This is a genomic window from Allobosea sp. CER48 (assembly GCF_044752385.1).
Taxonomy (GTDB): domain Bacteria; phylum Pseudomonadota; class Alphaproteobacteria; order Rhizobiales; family Beijerinckiaceae; genus Allobosea.
On record NZ_JBIWYK010000016.1, the window covers coordinates 1 to 16,713 of the forward strand.

Annotated in this window: 15 protein-coding genes; 3 read left to right on the plus strand and 12 right to left on the minus strand. The window is 67.0% G+C overall.

Features of this window, described 5'->3' with window-relative positions:
- Window positions 1–51: 51 nt before the first annotated feature.
- The gene (recG, locus tag ACIPIA_RS01445; RefSeq protein ID WP_400505969.1) at window positions 52–2,151 is read right to left on the minus strand and encodes an ATP-dependent DNA helicase RecG; all 2,100 of its coding nucleotides are present in this window, start codon (window positions 2,149–2,151) and stop codon (window positions 52–54) included.
- Between the two features lie 173 nt (window positions 2,152–2,324).
- Here recG and ACIPIA_RS01450 point away from each other — a divergent pair, with 173 nt between their 5' ends.
- Complete coding sequence (locus tag ACIPIA_RS01450; RefSeq protein ID WP_400505971.1) at window positions 2,325–2,621, plus strand: FAD assembly factor SdhE; 297 nt, start codon at window positions 2,325–2,327, stop codon at window positions 2,619–2,621.
- 152 nt (window positions 2,622–2,773) lie between these two features.
- On the plus strand, window positions 2,774–6,322 hold the full coding sequence (gene mfd, locus ACIPIA_RS01455) for a transcription-repair coupling factor (RefSeq protein WP_400505973.1): 3,549 nt from the start codon (window positions 2,774–2,776) through the stop codon (window positions 6,320–6,322).
- A 124-nt stretch (window positions 6,323–6,446) separates the two neighbouring features.
- Here the strand turns inward: mfd and pcaG are convergent, their stop codons facing one another.
- The 10 genes from pcaG to ACIPIA_RS01505 form a co-directional block, all read right to left on the minus strand.
- Window positions 6,447–7,145, minus strand: coding sequence for a protocatechuate 3,4-dioxygenase subunit alpha (gene pcaG / locus ACIPIA_RS01460; RefSeq protein WP_400505975.1), 699 nt, complete (start codon window positions 7,143–7,145; stop codon window positions 6,447–6,449).
- Entirely contained in the window at window positions 7,132–7,851 is a 720-nt protein-coding gene (gene pcaH, locus ACIPIA_RS01465; RefSeq protein ID WP_400505977.1) for a protocatechuate 3,4-dioxygenase subunit beta, read from the minus strand. The genes pcaG and pcaH overlap by 14 nt, the downstream gene beginning before the upstream one ends.
- Window positions 7,852–7,887: 36 nt before the next feature.
- Window positions 7,888–9,795, minus strand: coding sequence for a bifunctional sugar phosphate isomerase/epimerase/4-hydroxyphenylpyruvate dioxygenase family protein (locus ACIPIA_RS01470; protein ID WP_400505979.1), 1,908 nt, complete (start codon window positions 9,793–9,795; stop codon window positions 7,888–7,890).
- Window positions 9,796–9,809: 14 nt separating this feature from the next.
- On the minus strand, window positions 9,810–10,640 hold the full coding sequence (locus tag ACIPIA_RS01475) for a shikimate dehydrogenase family protein (RefSeq protein WP_400505981.1): 831 nt from the start codon (window positions 10,638–10,640) through the stop codon (window positions 9,810–9,812).
- Complete coding sequence (locus tag ACIPIA_RS01480) at window positions 10,637–11,701, minus strand: Gfo/Idh/MocA family protein (protein WP_400505983.1); 1,065 nt, start codon at window positions 11,699–11,701, stop codon at window positions 10,637–10,639. Before ACIPIA_RS01480 ends, ACIPIA_RS01475 begins: the two co-directional genes overlap by 4 nt.
- Window positions 11,702–11,712: 11 nt before the next feature.
- Window positions 11,713–12,162, minus strand: coding sequence for a type II 3-dehydroquinate dehydratase (gene aroQ, locus ACIPIA_RS01485; RefSeq protein ID WP_400505985.1), 450 nt, complete (start codon window positions 12,160–12,162; stop codon window positions 11,713–11,715).
- Window positions 12,163–12,209: 47 nt separating this feature from the next.
- Window positions 12,210–12,941, minus strand: coding sequence for an amino acid ABC transporter ATP-binding protein (locus ACIPIA_RS01490; protein WP_400505997.1), 732 nt, complete (start codon window positions 12,939–12,941; stop codon window positions 12,210–12,212).
- A 169-nt stretch (window positions 12,942–13,110) separates the two neighbouring features.
- Window positions 13,111–13,944 carry a transporter substrate-binding domain-containing protein gene (locus ACIPIA_RS01495; protein WP_400505987.1) on the minus strand — a complete coding sequence of 278 codons (834 nt, stop codon included), beginning with the start codon at window positions 13,942–13,944 and terminating at the stop codon, window positions 13,111–13,113.
- Between the two features lie 49 nt (window positions 13,945–13,993).
- Window positions 13,994–14,635 carry an amino acid ABC transporter permease gene (locus ACIPIA_RS01500; protein ID WP_400505989.1) on the minus strand — a complete coding sequence of 214 codons (642 nt, stop codon included), beginning with the start codon at window positions 14,633–14,635 and terminating at the stop codon, window positions 13,994–13,996.
- Window positions 14,636–14,642: 7 nt separating this feature from the next.
- Window positions 14,643–15,311 carry an amino acid ABC transporter permease gene (locus ACIPIA_RS01505; protein WP_400505991.1) on the minus strand — a complete coding sequence of 223 codons (669 nt, stop codon included), beginning with the start codon at window positions 15,309–15,311 and terminating at the stop codon, window positions 14,643–14,645.
- Between the two features lie 217 nt (window positions 15,312–15,528).
- Between ACIPIA_RS01505 and ACIPIA_RS01510 the strand changes: the two genes are divergently transcribed.
- A complete protein-coding gene (locus ACIPIA_RS01510; RefSeq protein ID WP_400505993.1) occupies window positions 15,529–16,194 on the plus strand; it encodes a TetR/AcrR family transcriptional regulator in 666 nt (221 codons plus the stop codon).
- Between the two features lie 50 nt (window positions 16,195–16,244).
- Here ACIPIA_RS01510 and ACIPIA_RS01515 read toward each other — a convergent pair whose 3' ends face one another.
- Complete coding sequence (locus ACIPIA_RS01515; protein WP_400505995.1) at window positions 16,245–16,712, minus strand: type II 3-dehydroquinate dehydratase; 468 nt, start codon at window positions 16,710–16,712, stop codon at window positions 16,245–16,247.
- Window position 16,713 lies beyond the last annotated feature (1 nt).

Sequence of the window (16,713 nt, forward strand, 5' to 3'; positions counted from 1 at the left end):
CCGCATTCCGTCTGCCGCGAGCGCATCCGCCGGGAACGACTGAAGGCTGCCTCAGCCGGCCCTCAGCAACCGGATCGCGACGTCGCGCTCGAACAGGTAGAGCAGGACCCGGATCGCCTGGCCGCGTGGCGTCTCCAGGTGCGGGTCACGCTCGATCAGCAGGCGCGCGTCGTCACGCGCCGCCGCAAGCAGGTCGCCGTCGATCTCGGGGCGGGCGATGCGCCAGTCGGGCGAGCCCGACTGCTTGGTGCCGAGCACCTCGCCTTCGCCGCGCAGCCGCAGGTCTTCCTCCGCGATGCGGAAGCCGTCCTCGGTCTCGCGCATGATCGTCAGCCGCGCCTCTGCGATCGGGCCGAGAGGCCCCTTGTAGAGCAGCAGGCAGGTCGAGGCGGCCGAACCGCGCCCGATGCGCCCACGGAGCTGGTGGAGCTGGGCGAGGCCGAAGCGCTCGGCATGCTCGATCACCATGACGCTGGCATTGGGCACGTCGACGCCGACCTCGATCACGGTGGTCGAGACGAGGATGCGCGTCTGGCCGGCCACGAAGGCGGCCATGGCGGCATCCTTGTCGCGGCCGGGCATCTGCCCGTGCAGCAGGCCGACCTTGTCGCCGAAGATCTCGCGCAGCGCGTCATGGCGCTCCTGCGCGGCGGCAACGTCGAGCGTGTCGGATTCCTGCACCAGCGGGCAGACCCAATAGGCCTGCGCACCGCTCTCGATGGCCCGGCCGATGGCGCCGACGACCTCGTCATAGCGTTCGGACGAGACCGCGCGGGTGACGATCGGCTTCCGTCCGGCCGGCTTCTCGGAGAGGATCGAGACATCCATGTCGCCGAACCAGGTCAGCGCCAGCGTCCGCGGGATCGGCGTCGCAGTCATCACCAATACGTCGACGGCCTCGCCCTTCGATCCGAGCAGCAAGCGCTGGTGCACGCCGAAGCGATGCTGCTCGTCGACGACGGCAAGCGCCAGGTCGTGGAAGGCGACGCCTTCCTGAAACAGCGCATGCGTGCCGACGGCGATGTCGATCGACCCATCTGCCAGCCCCGCCAGCACCTGCTTGCGGCCGGCGCCTTTCTCGCGGCCGGTCAGCAAGGCCAGCTTCAGGCCGGCCTTTTCGGCCAAGGGCGCGAGCCTCTCTGCGTGCTGCCTGGCGAGGATTTCGGTCGGCGCCATCAGCACCGATTGGCGGCCGGCCTCGGCGGCGGCGGCCATCGCCATCAGCGCGACCACCGTCTTGCCGGAGCCGACGTCGCCCTGCAACAGGCGCAGCATCTTCTCGGGCTTGGCCATGTCGGCGTGGATGTCGGCGATCGCCTTGCGCTGGCCTTCGGTCAGTTCGAAGGGCAGGGCGGACTGGATGCGGAAGCGTATGCCGCCATCGCCGGTGGTGGCGCGGCCGGCGATCTTCTTCTGCTGGCGGCGCACGAGCGCGAGCGCGATCTGGCTCGCCAGCAACTCGTCATAGCCGATGCGTCGGCGCGCCACCGTGTCTCCTTCGGCCGCCTTGCGATCGACCGGGTGGTGCAGGGCCTCGATCGCCGCCCGGAACGAGGGAAAATCGCCCTTGGCGAGGAAGGCGGGGTCTTGCCATTCCGGCATCTCCGGGCAGCGTTCCGCCGCCACCTGCGCGATCCGCATCATCACGCGCCCGCCGATGCCTTCGGTCAGCGGATAAACCGGTTCGAAGGCCGGTAGCGTCGCTGCAAGCTTGGGATCGAGGATGCGCTCGGGATGCACCATCTGGCGCATGCCCTCCCAGAGTTCGAGCTTGCCGGAGATGATCCGATAGGCGCCGATCGGCAGGTTCTGCGCGAGATGGCGGGAATCGGCATGGAAGAAGACGAGCGTGACGTCGCCGGTCTCGTCCTCGACGATGATGCGATAGGGCGCCTTCTTGCCGGCGGGCGCGGCGCGATGCTCGCTGACGCGGGCGGTGAAGGTGGCGATGTCGCCGATCGGCGCGTCCGCTATCGACGGACTCGGGCGCCTGTCGACCGCGCCGCTCGGCAGATGGAACATCATGTCGACCACGCGGGCGGGCCTCGTCTCGTCGCCGAGCAAACGGTCGAGAACCTTGCCGAGCTTGGGCCCGACGCCGGAAAGCGCCGTGACGGGTGCGAACAACGGATCGAGGATCGAAGGGCGCAAATCGTCTCGCGAATCTGTCAGGAGCGCGAAGCGTGCGGCGGATCGGCCGCTGACTCCGCCGGGGCGAATAGCTATATAGCTGCCGCAGGCTGGCTCCGCGACGGCGCCGGCCCCTTGATCATTGCGCCATCCCCCAGGTTTTACGGCCTGGAGTTTTCTTGCCCGAGGTTCCCATGTCCGGCTCGACCCGCTCCAGCGCCGATCTCGACCCGCGTCGCCGCAAGATCCTGTTCCGCGCCTGGCATCGCGGCATGCGCGAGATGGACCTGATCATGGGCCGCTTCGCCGACGACGCGATCGCAGGCTTCGACGATGCCGAGCTCGACGAGTTCGAGCGCCTGATCGAGGTCCTTGACCGCGACCTGCTGAGCTGGGTGACGGGCGAGGCGCCCGTGCCCGACAACTACGACACGGAACTGTTCCGCAAGCTCAAGGCTTTCCACCATCACGAGAAGCCGATCCATGTATGAGGGCACCGGCGTTGAACCTCGGCCCTCGTCCTGAGGAGTGTCGCAAGGCGCGTCATCCAAGGATGATCCGGAACGTGCCGAAGCATCCTTCGAGACGCCGCTGCGCGGCTCCTCAGGATGAGGGCTCTCTTGATTGAACTGACGAAGATCGCATGAGCATTCCTCCTCCCAGCCAGATCGCCAAGCCCCAGCTCGACCGCCTGCTCGATGCGCTGAACCGCGGCGACAAGCCGACGCTTGCCGGCGTGCCGGATGGCTTCGACGCCGTCGTCCTCGCCGACCTGACCCGCGCCCGCGCCAGGAAGGCCGAAGGGCCGGCGCTGCTCGTCTTCATCGCGCGTGACGGCCAGCGCCTGCAGGTGCTTGAGAACGCACTGCAATTCGTCGCCCCCGACCTCGAGGTGATGAGCTTCCCGGCCTGGGACTGCCAGCCTTATGACCGTGTCTCTCCCGCCCCTGCGATTGTGGCGCACCGGATGACGACGCTCTCCCGCCTCGCCAAGACCAAGTCGGGCGACCGGCCGCGCCTGTTGCTGACCACGGTCAATGCCGCGCTCCAGCGCGTGCCGGCTTTCGGTAAAGTCGCGTCGGAGAGCTTCTCGGCCGCGCCCGGCAACATGGTCGATATCGAGGAGCTGGCGCGCTGGCTGGACATCAACGGCTATCTGCGCACCTCGACCGTGCGCGAGACCGGTGAGTTCGCCGTCCGCGGTGGTATCGTCGACCTGTTCCCGCCCGGCATGCCTGCGCCGATCCGGCTCGACTTCTTCGGCGACACGCTGGAATCGATCCGCACCTTCGATCCGGAGACCCAGCGCACCACAGGGCAATTGCGCGGGCTCGACCTCGTGCCGATGTCCGAAGCGCAGATGACGAGCGAGAGCATCCGCCGCTTCCGCCAGTCCTATATCTCGACCTTCGGCACGCCCGGCCGCGACGACACGCTCTATGAAGCCGTCAGCGAGGGCCGCCGGCCGGCCGGCCTGGAGCACTGGCTGCCGCTGCTGGCGGAAAGGCTCGACACGCTCTTCACCTATCTGCCCGATGTGCCTGTTGTGCTCGACCATCAGGCCGAGGATGCGATCGGCGAACGCATCAGCCTGATCAAGGACTATTACGACGCACGCAAGGCCGCGCTGGAGCAGGGCGGGGCCGGTGGCATTCCCTACAAGCCCCTGCCGCCGGACGCGCTCTATCTCTCGCCTGCCGATTGGCGCGGCGTGGTCGATGCCTCCGGCGTTGCGACGCTCACCCCGTTCCAATTGCCCGATAGCGAAGGCAAGCTCGTCCTCGACCTCGGCGGCAAGCAGGGCCGCAGCTTTGCGGCGGAGCGCGCCGGAGAGTCCGGCAGCGTGTTCGAGGCGGCCGTCGCCCATGTCCGCGCATTGGAGGCCGATGGCAAGCGCGTGATCCTCGCCGCCTGGTCGGAAGGTTCGCGCGAGCGCCTCGCGCATGTGCTCGAAGACCACGGGTTGAAGAGCGTCCAGATGACGGGCTCGCTGCGCGCGGCCTTCGACCTCAAGCCCGGCACGGTGGCACTGGCGGTCTGGGGCTTCGAGAGCGGATTCGAGGCCGGCCGCCTTGCCGTCGTCGGCGAGCAGGACATCCTCGGTGACCGCCTCGTCCGCCCGCGCCGCAAGGCCAAGCGTCCGCAGGACTTCATCGCGGAACTGTCCTCGCTCGTGCCGGGCGATCTCGTCGTTCATGTCGATCACGGCATCGGCCGCTTCATCGGCCTGCAATCGATCACGGCCGCCGGCGCGCCGCATGACTGCCTGGAGATCCACTACGCCGGCGATTCCAAGCTGTTCCTGCCGGTCGAGAACATCGAGCTGCTGTCCCGCTACGGCTCGGAGGACACGGAGGTCCAGCTCGACAGGCTGGGCGGTGGCGGCTGGCAGGCGCGCAAGGCCAAGCTCAAGCAGCGCATCCGCGAGATGGCGGGCAAGCTCATCCAGATCGCGGCGGCGCGCGCGCTCAAGGACGCGCCGCGCCTCGTGCCGCCCGACGGCATCTACGACGAATTCATCGCCCGCTTCCCCTATGAGGAGACGGAAGACCAGCAGAACACCATCGATGCGGTGCTCGACGATCTCGCGGCCGGCCGGCCGATGGACCGGCTCGTCTGCGGCGATGTCGGTTTCGGCAAGACGGAGGTCGCGCTGCGTGCCGCTTTCGCCGCCGCGCTGAACGGCAAGCAGGTCGCGGTCGTCGTGCCGACCACGCTGCTCGCGCGCCAGCACTACCGCAATTTCGCGGATCGATTTGCCGGCTTACCTGTCAATGTCGGGCAGGCCTCGCGCTTCGTCGGCTCAGCCGATCTCAAGGCGGTGAAGCAAGGCGCCAAGGACGGCACGATGGATATCGTCGTCGGCACGCATGCTCTGCTCGGCAAGGGCGTCGACTTCAAGGATCTCGGCCTCGTCATCGTCGACGAGGAGCAGCATTTCGGCGTCGCCCACAAGGAGAAGCTGAAGGAGCTGCGCGCCGAGGTGCATATGCTGACGCTGTCGGCGACCCCGATTCCGCGCACGCTCCAGCTCGCCATGACCGGCGTACGCGAGCTTTCGATCATCGCGACGCCACCGGTGGACCGCCTCGCGGTCCGCACCTTCGTCACACCCTTCGACCCGCTGATCGTGCGCGAGGCGCTGCTGCGCGAGCGCTACCGGGGCGGGCGCTCCTTCTATGTCGTGCCGCGCATCGAGGATATCGCCGACGTCAAGGACTTCCTCGACAAGCAGGTTCCCGAGTGCAAGGTCGGCATCGCTCATGGCCAGATGGCCGCAGGCACGCTCGAAGACGTGATGACGGCCTTCTACGAGGGCCAGTACGACATCCTGCTCTCGACCACGATCGTCGAATCCGGGCTGGACATCCCGACCGCGAACACGCTGATCGTGCATCGTGCGGACATGTTCGGACTGGCCCAGCTCTACCAGCTGCGCGGCCGCGTCGGGCGCTCGAAGACGCGCGCCTATGCACTCTTCACAGTGCCGGCCAACCGCAAGCTGACCGAACAGGCCGACAAGCGCCTCAAGGTGCTGCAATCGCTGGATACGCTCGGCGCCGGCTTCCAGCTCGCCAGCCATGACCTCGACATCCGCGGCGCCGGCAACCTGCTCGGCGACGAGCAGTCCGGCCATATCAAGGAGGTCGGCTACGAGCTTTACCAGCAGATGCTGGAAGAGGCGGTGGCGGCGCTGAAGGCAGGCATCGAGTTCGAGACCGAGACGCAATGGTCGCCCGCCATCCAGGTCGGTGCGCCCGTCATGATCCCCGAGCACTATGTCGCCGACCTGACGCTGAGGCTGACCCTCTACAAGCGCCTCTCGACCATGGACGACGACGCCGAGCTGCAGTCCTTCGGCGCCGAGCTGGTCGACCGCTTCGGCCCGCTGCCGGAGGAGGTCAACCAGCTCCTCGAGATCGTCGCGATCAAGGCGCTCTGCAAGCGCGCCAATGTCGAGAAGGTAGAGGCCGGGCCGAAGGGCATCATCGTCGCGTTCCGCAACAACGAATTCGCCAATCCGGAAGGGTTGGTGAGCTTCGTCGCCAAGCAGGGCACGCTGGCGAAGGTGCGCCCCGACATGCGCGTCGTCTTCATCGACGATTTCGACACGGTCGAGCAGCGGCTCAAGGCAACGCGTCGCCTGCTGACCGATCTCGCGCGCATCGCCGAAAGGAAAAAGGCGGCCTGAGCGAGACGAGCATCGCTCGATAAGACTGCTTTATCGTGGTGGTCGGGCTTGTCCCGACCATCCACGTCTTCGCTGGCCCAAGGTCGTGGATGCCCGCCACATGGGCGAGCATGACGCGAGTGTCTCACAAATCGAAGAAGACCGTCTCGTTCTCGCCGGCGAGATTGATGTCCAGCCACCACGTGCCGTCCGGCTTGCGCTGTGCGATCAGGGTGCGGCGGCGCGCTTCGGGGACGAGCGCGAGGATCGGGTCCGTCTCGTTGCCTTCGCCATCGGCGAAATACAGCCGGGTCGGCAACCGCTTCAGCAGGCCGCGGCCGAAGACCGAAAGCGCGATATGGGGCGCCTGCAGGCTGTTGCCGGGGCCGGGCACGCGGCCGGGGCGGATGGTGCGGAACCGGAATACGCCCTCCTTGTCGGTCGAGGCGCGGCCGAAGCCGACGAAATGCTGGTCGAGCGCCACGTCCACGCGGTCATCGTCCGGGCTGGCATAGCGCCCGTTGGCATTGGCCTGCCAGATCTCGATCATCGCGTCCTCGATCGGCTTGCCGTCGGCATCGTAGACGCAGCCGGCGAGCGCGATGACCTCGCCCTCGGGTTGACCTGAGACATTCGAGCCCGAGAGCAGGAAATGCTCCGGCGGCATCAGGTCCGGCCGGGCGCCCATCTCCGATCGCCCGACCAGATCGGCGCCGCCCTTCCAGGGCAGGCCGTAGTGGAAATAGGGGCCGACCGTCTGCCACGGCGTCTGGCCGAAGATCGAGGGGTCCTGGCTGTCTTGCCGCGGTGCGGCGTTGCGGCTTTCCAGATCAGTGGTCGTCATCATGCTCATCCTCGAACGGCGTCTGGTCGCGGCCCTTGAGCACGATGTCGAAGACATAGCCCAGCGCCCAGTTCGGCACGGTGGTGCCGATGTCGAAGCGTGAGACCATGCGCTGGCGATAGGGCATCGGCACGGCGTTGGCGATCGGGTCGATCTCGATCAGCGGATCGTCCGGGAAATACATCTGCGTGACCAGGCGCGTCGCGAAGGCCGGCCCCAGCAACGAGAGATGGATATGGGCCGGGCGCCACGCGTTCTTGTGGTTGCCCCACGGGTAGGCTCCGGGGCGGATCGTGACATAGCGATAGCGGCCCTGCTCATCGGTGACGACACGGCCGACACCTGTGAAATTCGGGTCGAGAGGCGCCGGCCAGTCATCCTTGGCGTGGATGTAGCGGCCGGCGGCATTGGCCTGCCAGATCTCGACGACGGTGTTCGGCACGGCCCGGCCGCCCTCGTCGAGCACGCGGCCGGTCACGACGATGCGCTGGCCCTGCGGCTCCGCCTTGTGCTGGGTGGTGAGGTCGGCCATCGCCGGCCCCATCAGGCGCGACCAGTCGCTCGGGCCGGTCACTTCGGTCAGCGTCTGCGGGATGAGGATCGGTGCCTGCCGCGGGCTGCGGGCCACGGTGGAGCGATAATCCGGACAGAGCGAGGTCGGTTGGCCCTGGTCCGGCGCGGCATAGGGGAGGATCAGGCGGCTCATGGCGAGGGGGCTTTCACGGGCATGGCGGGTTTCTCCTCAGCCATGACTCGGCGCGGGGATGGTGATCGGCCGCGCGAGCCTTGATTGGGCGGTCAGGCGAATGCCGGCATTGGCCGCACCATAGCCGGCATAGCCGTCACGCTGTATGATCTCGAAGAACAGCCCGCCATCCAGCGTCTGCGTATAGGCCTGCCGGAAGGTGCCGGAAGCATCGCTGTCGTAGAGGATGTTCAGCGCCTTCATCGCCTCGATCTCCTGCTCCGAGAGATCGGAGCGGGCCTCCAGGTCATCATAGTAGTTCTCGGGGATGGGTAGCATGGCGACGCCGGTGGCGACCAGCCGCTGCACGGTCGCGGCGATGTCGTCGGTCGCGAAGGCGATGTGCTGCACGCCGGAGCCGAAGAAATCGGTGATGAAGCGGGCCGAGAGCGTGCGGTGGCTCTGCGAGCCGTTGAGGATGAGCCGCAACCCATGGCCACGCTCGCCATCGAGGCCACTTTCGATGACCTGGCTCTGAACGACGCCGCCGGGATCGAGAACCGCCTGGCTCGGCGCCTTCTTCGTCTCGAACAGCGACGAGTAGAACAGCAGCCAGGTCAGCATTTCCTCGTACTGCATGCTCTGCGAGACGTGGTCGACGCCGGTGAGGCCGGCATGGCTCCCCGCTTCCCCGGTCGCCTCGAAATCGACCTCCGCCCAGCGGCCGAGCGCCGAGGTGTGGTCGAGGAAATAGACGAGGCTGCCGCCGAGCCCGCGCACGGCGGGGATATCGAGCTCACCCGGCCCGACGGCGCCGGCATGCGGCACGTCCAGCAATGCGGTGGCGCGCGCGATCGCCGCCTGCGCGTCCGGCACGCGCAACGCCAGCGCGCAGACCGAGGTGCCGTGGGTGATCTGGTAGCTATGGGCGAAGCCGTCGGCCTCGCTGTTCAGCACGATGCGGATGTCGCCCTGTTTCCAGAGATCGACGTCCTTCGAGCGATGCGCGCCGGCGCGCGTGAACCCGAGCGCGCGCAGGAGCCTCTCGAAGCCGGGGCGCTCGGCCTCGGACACCGCGAACTCGATGAACTCGACGGCCTCGACCGGGGCCGGCGGCGGCATCGGCACGGCGCCGGGCACCGGTTTGCCGGTCTGCCGCGCGGTCTCGTCGAGCAGCCAGATCAGCGAGCGATGGCCGTCGAGCGCCACGGAACGCGCCGAGCCGGCCCGGAAGCGGTCGTTGAAGATCTCCAGCGAGAGCACGCCGTCATAGCCGGTCGAGACCAGCGCGCGCATGAAGCCGGATAGGTTGAGGTCGCCCTGTCCCGGCAGGCAGCGCCAGTGCCGGCTCCAGGAGAGCGGATCCATCTGCAGCAGCGGCGCGTCCGCCATCTGCACCATCGCGATCTTGTCGCGCGGGATCGTGCCGATCGCCGCGAGGTCGAGCCCGCGCGCCAGGATATGGAAGGAATCGAGCACGACGCCGACTTCGGGACGGTTGGCGCGGCGCACGATTTCCCAGGCGTCGCGATAGTCGAAGACATGCCGCCCCCAGGCCAGCGCTTCGTAGCCGACGCGCATTCCGCGCCGGCCGGCCCGCTCGCCGAGTTCGATGAAATCGGCAGCGAGACGATCTATTCCCGACAGAGCTTCGGGCGAGACGCTCGAGCAGACGAAAAGCAGGTCCGTTCCAAGTTCCTGCAAAAGATCGAACTTGCGTTCGGCCCGGTCGAAAACGCGCTGGCGACGACCGTCAGGCATGCCCTCGAAATCGCGGAAAGGCTGGCAGGTGACAATGGTCAGGCCGAGATCGCCGCAGATCCGCCGGATCTCGGTCGGGGAGCCGGGGAAGGCGATCAGGTCGTTCTCGAAGATCTCGACGGCCGTAAAACCGGCAGCGGCGATGGCCTCGAGCTTTTCCTGGAGCGTGCCGGAGACGCAGACGGTGGCGATCGATGGAATCACGGGAGTGTCTCCTCTCAAGCCAGTCGCGCGACAGCGCGCAGATCCTCGGCCGTCGTCGTGGGCAGGCCGAAGAATTCCAGATAAGCGGGAATCTGCTCGAAAAGCATATCGGTGCCGACCTGAACCACGCAGCCGCGCGCACGGGCGGCAGCAAGGAACGGCGTGATCTCCTGCGCCATCACCACCTCGCCCACGAGGGCGGAGCCTGGCAGGCGGGCGATATCGACCGGCAGGGGGTCGCCCGGTTTCATGCCGAGCGGCGTCGCGTTGACGACGATGTCGAAGCCATCAGGGTCGTTTGAACCGGTGGAGATGCGCAGGGCAGGGTAGTGCGTTGCGAGCCGGCGGCCCAGCTCCTCCGCGGCAGGCCCCTGCGTATCGAACAGGCCGAGTTCGCCCACGCCGGCCTTTGCAAGCGAGGCGGCGATCGCCGAGCCGACTCCGCCGGCGCCGACCACCAGCGCACGGGCACCTTCCAGCTTGCGGCCCTTGCGCAGAACGCCGCGCACGAAGCCCTCGCCGTCGAACATGTCGCCCGCGAGGCGACCGTCTGCCTCGCGGCGTACCGCGTTGCAGGCGCCGGCGATCGCGGCCGTCGCGGAGAGGCTGTCGACGAGGCTGGTGGTCGTGACCTTGTGCGGCATGGTCACCAGCGCGCCATGGGCATTCGACAGCCGGAAGAACAGCCGGAGAAAATCGGGATACTCCTCGCTGCGGCAGCCCATCGGCACGACGACGGCGTCGATCCCATCCCGCTCGAAATAAGGGTTGTAGATCATCGGCGCCTTGAAGCTCTCGGTCGGAAAGCCGAGATGCCCGATCAGCCGCGTCGTGCCCTTGATCATGCCGAAGCCCTCGCCGGAGTTGGCTCGGCGGCGACTTCGACAGGGCCTCCGGAGCGTGCGGCCTGCTTCACCGCCTCGATCACCGCGAGCGTCGCGAGGCCTTCGCGCCCGGAGACGAGCGGCTCCTCCTCGCCGCGGATCACGGCGCAGAAATGCCGGATCTGGGCCTGCAGCGGGTCTTCCGGAACGAAGGGGATGCGCTCACGCTTCAGGGGTTCCCACCACCCACGCCTGTCGGTGTGGTTCCAGAGTTCGAGCGCCGGGATCGTCAGCGAACCCTGCGTGCCGCCGATCTGGTAGCAGGACTGGTCCTGGCGCGGATAGGCCGGGTTCTCGCCCGTCGTCAGTTCCCAGCTCCACGGAGAAACGACCGTATCGGAGGCGCTGACCGTGCCGAGCGCGCCATTGGCGAAGCGCAGGATCGCGACGGCGGTCTCCTCGGCGGGGTTGCCCCGCACCGCATGCGAGCTCTGGGCCTGCACCCCGACGATCTCGCCGCAGAGATAGCGGAACAGGTCGATATCGTGGATCAGGTTGATGAGGATCGGGCCGGCGCCTTCCTGCCGGCGCCACTCGACTTCGAAATACTCGTCCGGCTTCACCAGCCAGAACTGGCCGGTGAGGGTCAGCACGCGGCCGAGCCTCCCGGCATCGATGGTTTCGCGCGCCTTGCGGATCATCGGGTTGTGCCGCCGGTGGTGGCCGACGAGGAGCGGCACGCCCGCTGCCTCGGCGGCGAGGACCAGCTCGCGCGCGCTGTCGACGCTATCCGCGATCGGCTTCTCGACCAGCATCGGTATGCCGGCGCTCGCCAGCTCCAGGCCGTTGGCGACATGGAGCTGGTTCGGCGTGGCGACGATGACGCCGTCCGGTCTCTCGCCGGCGGGGAGGGCGCCGAACGCCGGATACCAGGCGACGCCGATCTCTTCGGCGAAGGTCTTCCCGGCCGGCGCCGGGTCGATGATCGCCGACAGGAGCGCGCCCTCCTGGGCCCTGACATGGGCGGCGTGGCGCTTGCCGATCAGGCCTGCTCCCATCACCGCGATTTTGACCGGAGCCATCGGATCGATCCTCACGCGGCCTTGTCGTCGATCAGCTTGGCGATGCGGCGCAGCCCGAGCTGGTAGCCCTGCGTGCCGAAGCCGGCGATGACGCCGTCGGAGCGCAGCGAGACATAGGAATGGTGCCGGAAGGCCTCGCGCTTATGCACCTGCGAGATATGGCACTCGATCACCGGGCCTTCGAACGTGTTCAGCGCATCGAGCAGCGCGACCGAGGTATGGGTGAAGGCGGCGGGGTTGATGACGATGCCGGCGCCGTCCTCGCGTGCCTCGTGAATCCAGTCGATCAGCTCGTATTCCCGGTTGGACTGGTGGAAGCGGACCTCCAGCTTCAGCTCCTCCGCCAGCTTGCGGCAGTCGCGCTCGACATCGGCCAGGGTCTCGTGGCCGTAGATATGCGGCTGGCGCTTGCCGAGCAGGTTCAGGTTCGGGCCGTTCAGGACGTAGACGAGGCGGGACATGATCGCGATCCGTTGCAAGGCCGGGGCTGTTCCCCGGCGCAGCTCTTCTAGTGCTTGTGGAGGATTTCGCCGAGGAACTTCCGGGTCCGCTCCTGACGCGGATTGTGGAAGAACTCCTCGGGCGGCGCTTCCTCGACGATGGCGCCGCTGGCCATGAAGATGACGCGGTTCGCGACCTGCCGGGCGAAGCCCATCTCATGGGTGACGCAGATCATGGTCATGCCCTCGTCCGCGAGCGCGATCATGGTGTCGAGCACCTCCTTGACCATCTCGGGGTCGAGCGCCGAGGTCGGCTCGTCGAACAGCATGACCTTCGGCTTCATGCACAGCGCGCGAGCGATCGCGACGCGCTGCTGCTGGCCGCCGGAAAGCTGGGCCGGGTATTTCTCGGCCTGCTCGAGGATCTTGACGCGGCCGAGCAGCTTGCGCGCCGTTGCCTCGGCGTCGGCCTTGCTGACGCCGAGCGACCGCATCGGGGCGAGCATGCAGTTCTGCAGCACGGTCATGTGCGGGAACAGGTTGAAGTGCTGGAAGACCATGCCGACCTCGCGGCGGACCGCGTCGATCGTCCGGGCATCGTCGCCCAGCCTGGTGCCGCCGACCCGGATCTCGCCCTTCTGGTAGCTCTCCAGATGGTTGATGCAGCGGATCAGCGTCGACTTGCCGGAGCCGGAAGGTCCGCAGAGCACGATCCGCTCGCCCTTGCGGACCTCGAGGTTGATGTCGCTCAGGGCCTGGAAGTCGCCATACCATTTCTCGACATGCGTCATGGCGATCATGGCATCGGCCGCAGCGGCGTTCTGGACGGCTGGCTGGGTCATGGTCCTGGCTCCGGTCCCCAAGGCGTTTTCGAGCGACGTGGACGCCGGTTCGCGTGAGGAGAATGCGTTCGAACGGGGCGTTGAAGCTCCTCCGCGATTCAGGAAGCGCGGAGGAGCTCGCGCGCGGTCAGCTCGCGGTGAAGGTGATGCCTTCGAGGCTCTCCGGGAACTTGTGCACCGGCACCTTCATCCACTTGTCGTAGACCTTCTGCAGCTCGCCATTGGCCTTGATCTTGTCGATGAAGGTGTTGATCGCCGCGTTGATCTCCTTCTCGCCGAGACGCGTGCAGGCGCCGTTGTAGAGGTTCTGGAATTCGAGCTTGTTCTCGAACTCGCCGGGGCGGCCCTGCTCGATGCGCTGCATGTAGAAGATGTTGCCGCCGAGCGCCTGGACCTGGCCGGAGACCAGCGCCTGGATCGAAGGCGCGTCGCCGTCATAGCGGCGGATCGTGGTGTTCGCCGGTGCGTTCTTGGTGACCTGCGTGTCCTGCGCCGCGCCCTTGGCGACGCCGATCGTGTAGCGAGCCATATCCTCGTTCGTCTTGATCGAGTCCTTCTTGGGGCCGATCAGCACGATGGTGTTGGCGACATAGGGTTTCGAGAACTGCACGGCCTTGGCGCGTTCCGGCAGCATCGCCATCGTCGCGAACAGCACGTCGACGCGGCCGGTCGTCAGCGCCGGGATGCGGTTGTTGACCTCGAGCGGCACGAACTCGACCTGCACGCCGAGCTCCTTGGCGAAGAGCGTGGCGATGTCGGCGTCGAGCCCGTCCTGCTTGCCGGCGCTGGTGACGAAGCCCCACGGCGGATTGTCGCCCTGGATGCCGACGACGATCTTGCCCTTGGCCTTGATCTCGGCCGGGGTGATCGCCTGCGCCGGGCTGCCGACCAGGGCGGGCAGGGCCAGCGCGGCGGCGCCGGCGATCAACAGGCTGCGGCGGGTGGAATTCATCTTCGTCATGTTTCTCTCCCTCTTGTGATTGGTGGTTGGTTGCGGCGGTGAAGGGGGCTCAGCGCGCGGCGATGGCCATGCGCCTTTCGAGATGCGAGCCGTAGAGCGAGAGCGGCCAGCACAGCAGGAAGTAGAGGATGCCGACGATCCCGAAGACGAGGAGCGGCTGGAAGATCTGGTTGGAGACGATGTTGCCGGCCCGGGTCAGCTCGGTGAAACCGACGATCGCGGCGAGCGAGGTGCCCTTGATCAGCTGGACGAGGAAGCCGACCGTCGCCGGCAGCGAGATGCGGATCGCCTGCGGCAGGATGACGTCCTTCATCCGCGAGACGTAATGCAGGCTCAGCGCCTTGGCGGCCTCGGTTTGGCCTTTCGGCACGGCCTCGATCGAGCCGCGCCAGATCTCGCCGAGATAGGCGCTGGCATGGAGCGTGAAGCCGATCGCGACCGCGACCCAGGCATCGAGCTTCAGCCCGATCAGGGCGAGGCCGTAATAGACGACGAAGAGCTGCATCAGCAGCGGCGTGCCCTGGAACAGGGCGATGTAGCCGGCGGTGAGCCGCTCCAGCAGCGGCCTGCCGGAGGTGCGCATCAGCGCGATGCCAAGGCCGGAAACCGAGCCGCAGACGAAGCCGATCGCCGACAGCGCCACGGTCCATTTCAGGCCGGTGAGGAGGAAGAGGAATTCGTTCCAGCCCATGGCGCCCTCACTTCACCGGATAGCTGAAGTAGCGGGCCGAGATCGCCGAGAAGAAGCGCATCATCACCCAGGAGATGACGAGGTAGAACAGCGTGATCGTGCCGTAGACCTCGAAGGAGCGGAAACTGTCGGACTCGATGCGCTGCGCCACCGAGGTCAGCTCATAGGCGGAGATCGCCGAGGCGACGGAGGTGGTCAGGGTCAGCAGCACGAACTGGCTGGTGAGCGACGGGAAGATCGCCCGCAGTGCCGGCTTCAGCACGATCAGGCGGAAGACCTGGGCGCGGTGAAGGCCGAGCGCGAGACCGGCCTCGATCTGGCCCTTGCCGATCGACTGCACGCCGCCGCGGATGATCTCGATGGCATAGGCGCCGCCATTGATGCCAAGAGCGATGATCGCGGTCGGCGTCGGGTCGAGCCGCAGGCCCGTCAGCGGCAGGGCGAAGTAGATGAAGAAGATCTGGACCAGGAAGGGGGTGTTGCGGATGATCTCGACGAAGGCCCGCACCAGGAAGCGCACCGGCGCGAAGCGGGAATCCCGCAGCACCACGCCGCCGATGCCGATGACGATGGCAAGCGCCATGCCGCTGAGCGCGAGCAGGAAGGTGCCGAGGCAGCCCATCAGCAGGTCGGGCAGCCCATCGATCACGGGCGTGAAGTCGAGCTTGTAGTTCATCGCTCCTCCCAGCGGCCGACCTTCTCAAAGGGGGTCGATCCGGGCCTGTCAGTCTTGGCGGCCCTTCTGGCGAGGGCCTTGTCAGTCCTTCATGCAGCTTGCATGGGGCCGATGGTATGGTAATTGTACCAGTTAGTTCATTTGGTCAAGCGAAATTAACCGCGCCGTCCATTTGAGCGCCTACGAAGGCCGGCAAAACGGCAGGTACGGGCAGAGAATGGGCAAGGTAGCGACCAAACCGCATGCGGCGAGCCGGAAATCGGCCTCCTGGACGCAGGACCCGGAAGGGGTGCGCCGCAGTATCCTGGAGGCTGCGCGGCTGGAGTTCGTCGAGAATGGCCTGAGCGGCGCGCGCGTCGACGAGATCGCCGCCCGAACCGCGACCAGCAAGCGGATGATCTACTATTATTTCGGCGACAAGGAGGGGCTTTACCGCGCCGTCCTCGAGGAGATGTACGAGCGCATCCGCAGCTTCGAACGCGGGCTTGACCTCGCCAGCCTCGACCCGGAGCAGGCGATCGCGCTCCTGACCGGCTTCACCTTCGACTACCACGCCGAGAATCCGGATTTCGTCCGGATGGTGATGATCGAGAACATCCACCACGCCCGGCATCTCGCGACGTCCGACCGGATCTCCACGCTCAATCTCTCGGTGATCGACATGATCCGCGAGGCATATGAGCGTGGCGTCTCGGCCGGGACGTTCCGGCCGGGGATCGAGGCGCTCGACATCCATCTGACGATCAGCGCGCTCGCCTTCTACAACGTCTCGAACCGCGCCAGCATTCGCGAGGTGTTCGGCCACGACATGGGGGCGCCCGAAGCGCTGGTGCGCCGCAGGGCCGCTGCCATCGACACCGTCCTGCACATGTTGCGTCGCTGAAAGCCGCGGCTCGCAACCGATCATCCGGCTTGCGGCGACGAGGGCCATCGTCAGGCGTCCACCAGTCCGGCCATCGCCTGAATCGCGAGCTCGTACCCGGCGGCTCCGAGCCCGATGATGATCCCGGTCGCCGTCCGCGAGACCAGCGAGTTGTGATAGATGCTCTCGCGGGCGTGGACGTTGGAGATGTGCAGCTCGATCTTGGGCCGTTCGAACATCTTCAGCGCATCGAGCAGCGCCACCGAGGTGAAGCTGTAGCCGGCCGGGTTGATGATGATGCCGCAGGCCTCCTGCCGCGCCTGCTGCACGCTCTCGACCAGCTCGCCTTCGTAGTTCGTCTGGCGAAAGTCGACGGCGAAGCCGAGCGCCATCGCTTTCGCTGCGCAACGCTCGCCGATCTCGGCCAGCGTCGTGCTGCCATAGATCGCCGGTTCGCGTTGCCCGAGAAGGTTCAGGTTGGGGCCATTCAGGATGTAGATGCAGCCGCGTGCGGCCGCCGGATTCCCGCTTGCCGACATG

Coding starts and splice junctions, on each gene's coding strand:
- ACIPIA_RS01450 (WP_400505971.1), top strand. CDS start 2,325: ATGTCCGGCTCGACCCGCTCCAGCGCCGATCTCGACCCGCGTCGCCGC.
- mfd (WP_400505973.1), top strand. CDS start 2,774: ATGAGCATTCCTCCTCCCAGCCAGATCGCCAAGCCCCAGCTCGACCGC.
- pcaG (WP_400505975.1), bottom strand. CDS start 7,145: ATGACGACCACTGATCTGGAAAGCCGCAACGCCGCACCGCGGCAAGAC.
- pcaH (WP_400505977.1), bottom strand. CDS start 7,851: ATGAGCCGCCTGATCCTCCCCTATGCCGCGCCGGACCAGGGCCAACCG.
- ACIPIA_RS01475 (WP_400505981.1), bottom strand. CDS start 10,640: ATGATCAAGGGCACGACGCGGCTGATCGGGCATCTCGGCTTTCCGACC.
- ACIPIA_RS01480 (WP_400505983.1), bottom strand. CDS start 11,701: ATGGCTCCGGTCAAAATCGCGGTGATGGGAGCAGGCCTGATCGGCAAG.
- aroQ (WP_400505985.1), bottom strand. CDS start 12,162: ATGTCCCGCCTCGTCTACGTCCTGAACGGCCCGAACCTGAACCTGCTC.
- ACIPIA_RS01490 (WP_400505997.1), bottom strand. CDS start 12,941: ATGATCGCCATGACGCATGTCGAGAAATGGTATGGCGACTTCCAGGCC.
- ACIPIA_RS01495 (WP_400505987.1), bottom strand. CDS start 13,944: ATGACGAAGATGAATTCCACCCGCCGCAGCCTGTTGATCGCCGGCGCC.
- ACIPIA_RS01500 (WP_400505989.1), bottom strand. CDS start 14,635: ATGGGCTGGAACGAATTCCTCTTCCTCCTCACCGGCCTGAAATGGACC.
- ACIPIA_RS01505 (WP_400505991.1), bottom strand. CDS start 15,311: ATGAACTACAAGCTCGACTTCACGCCCGTGATCGATGGGCTGCCCGAC.
- ACIPIA_RS01510 (WP_400505993.1), top strand. CDS start 15,529: ATGGGCAAGGTAGCGACCAAACCGCATGCGGCGAGCCGGAAATCGGCC.
- ACIPIA_RS01515 (WP_400505995.1), bottom strand. CDS start 16,712: ATGTCGGCAAGCGGGAATCCGGCGGCCGCACGCGGCTGCATCTACATC.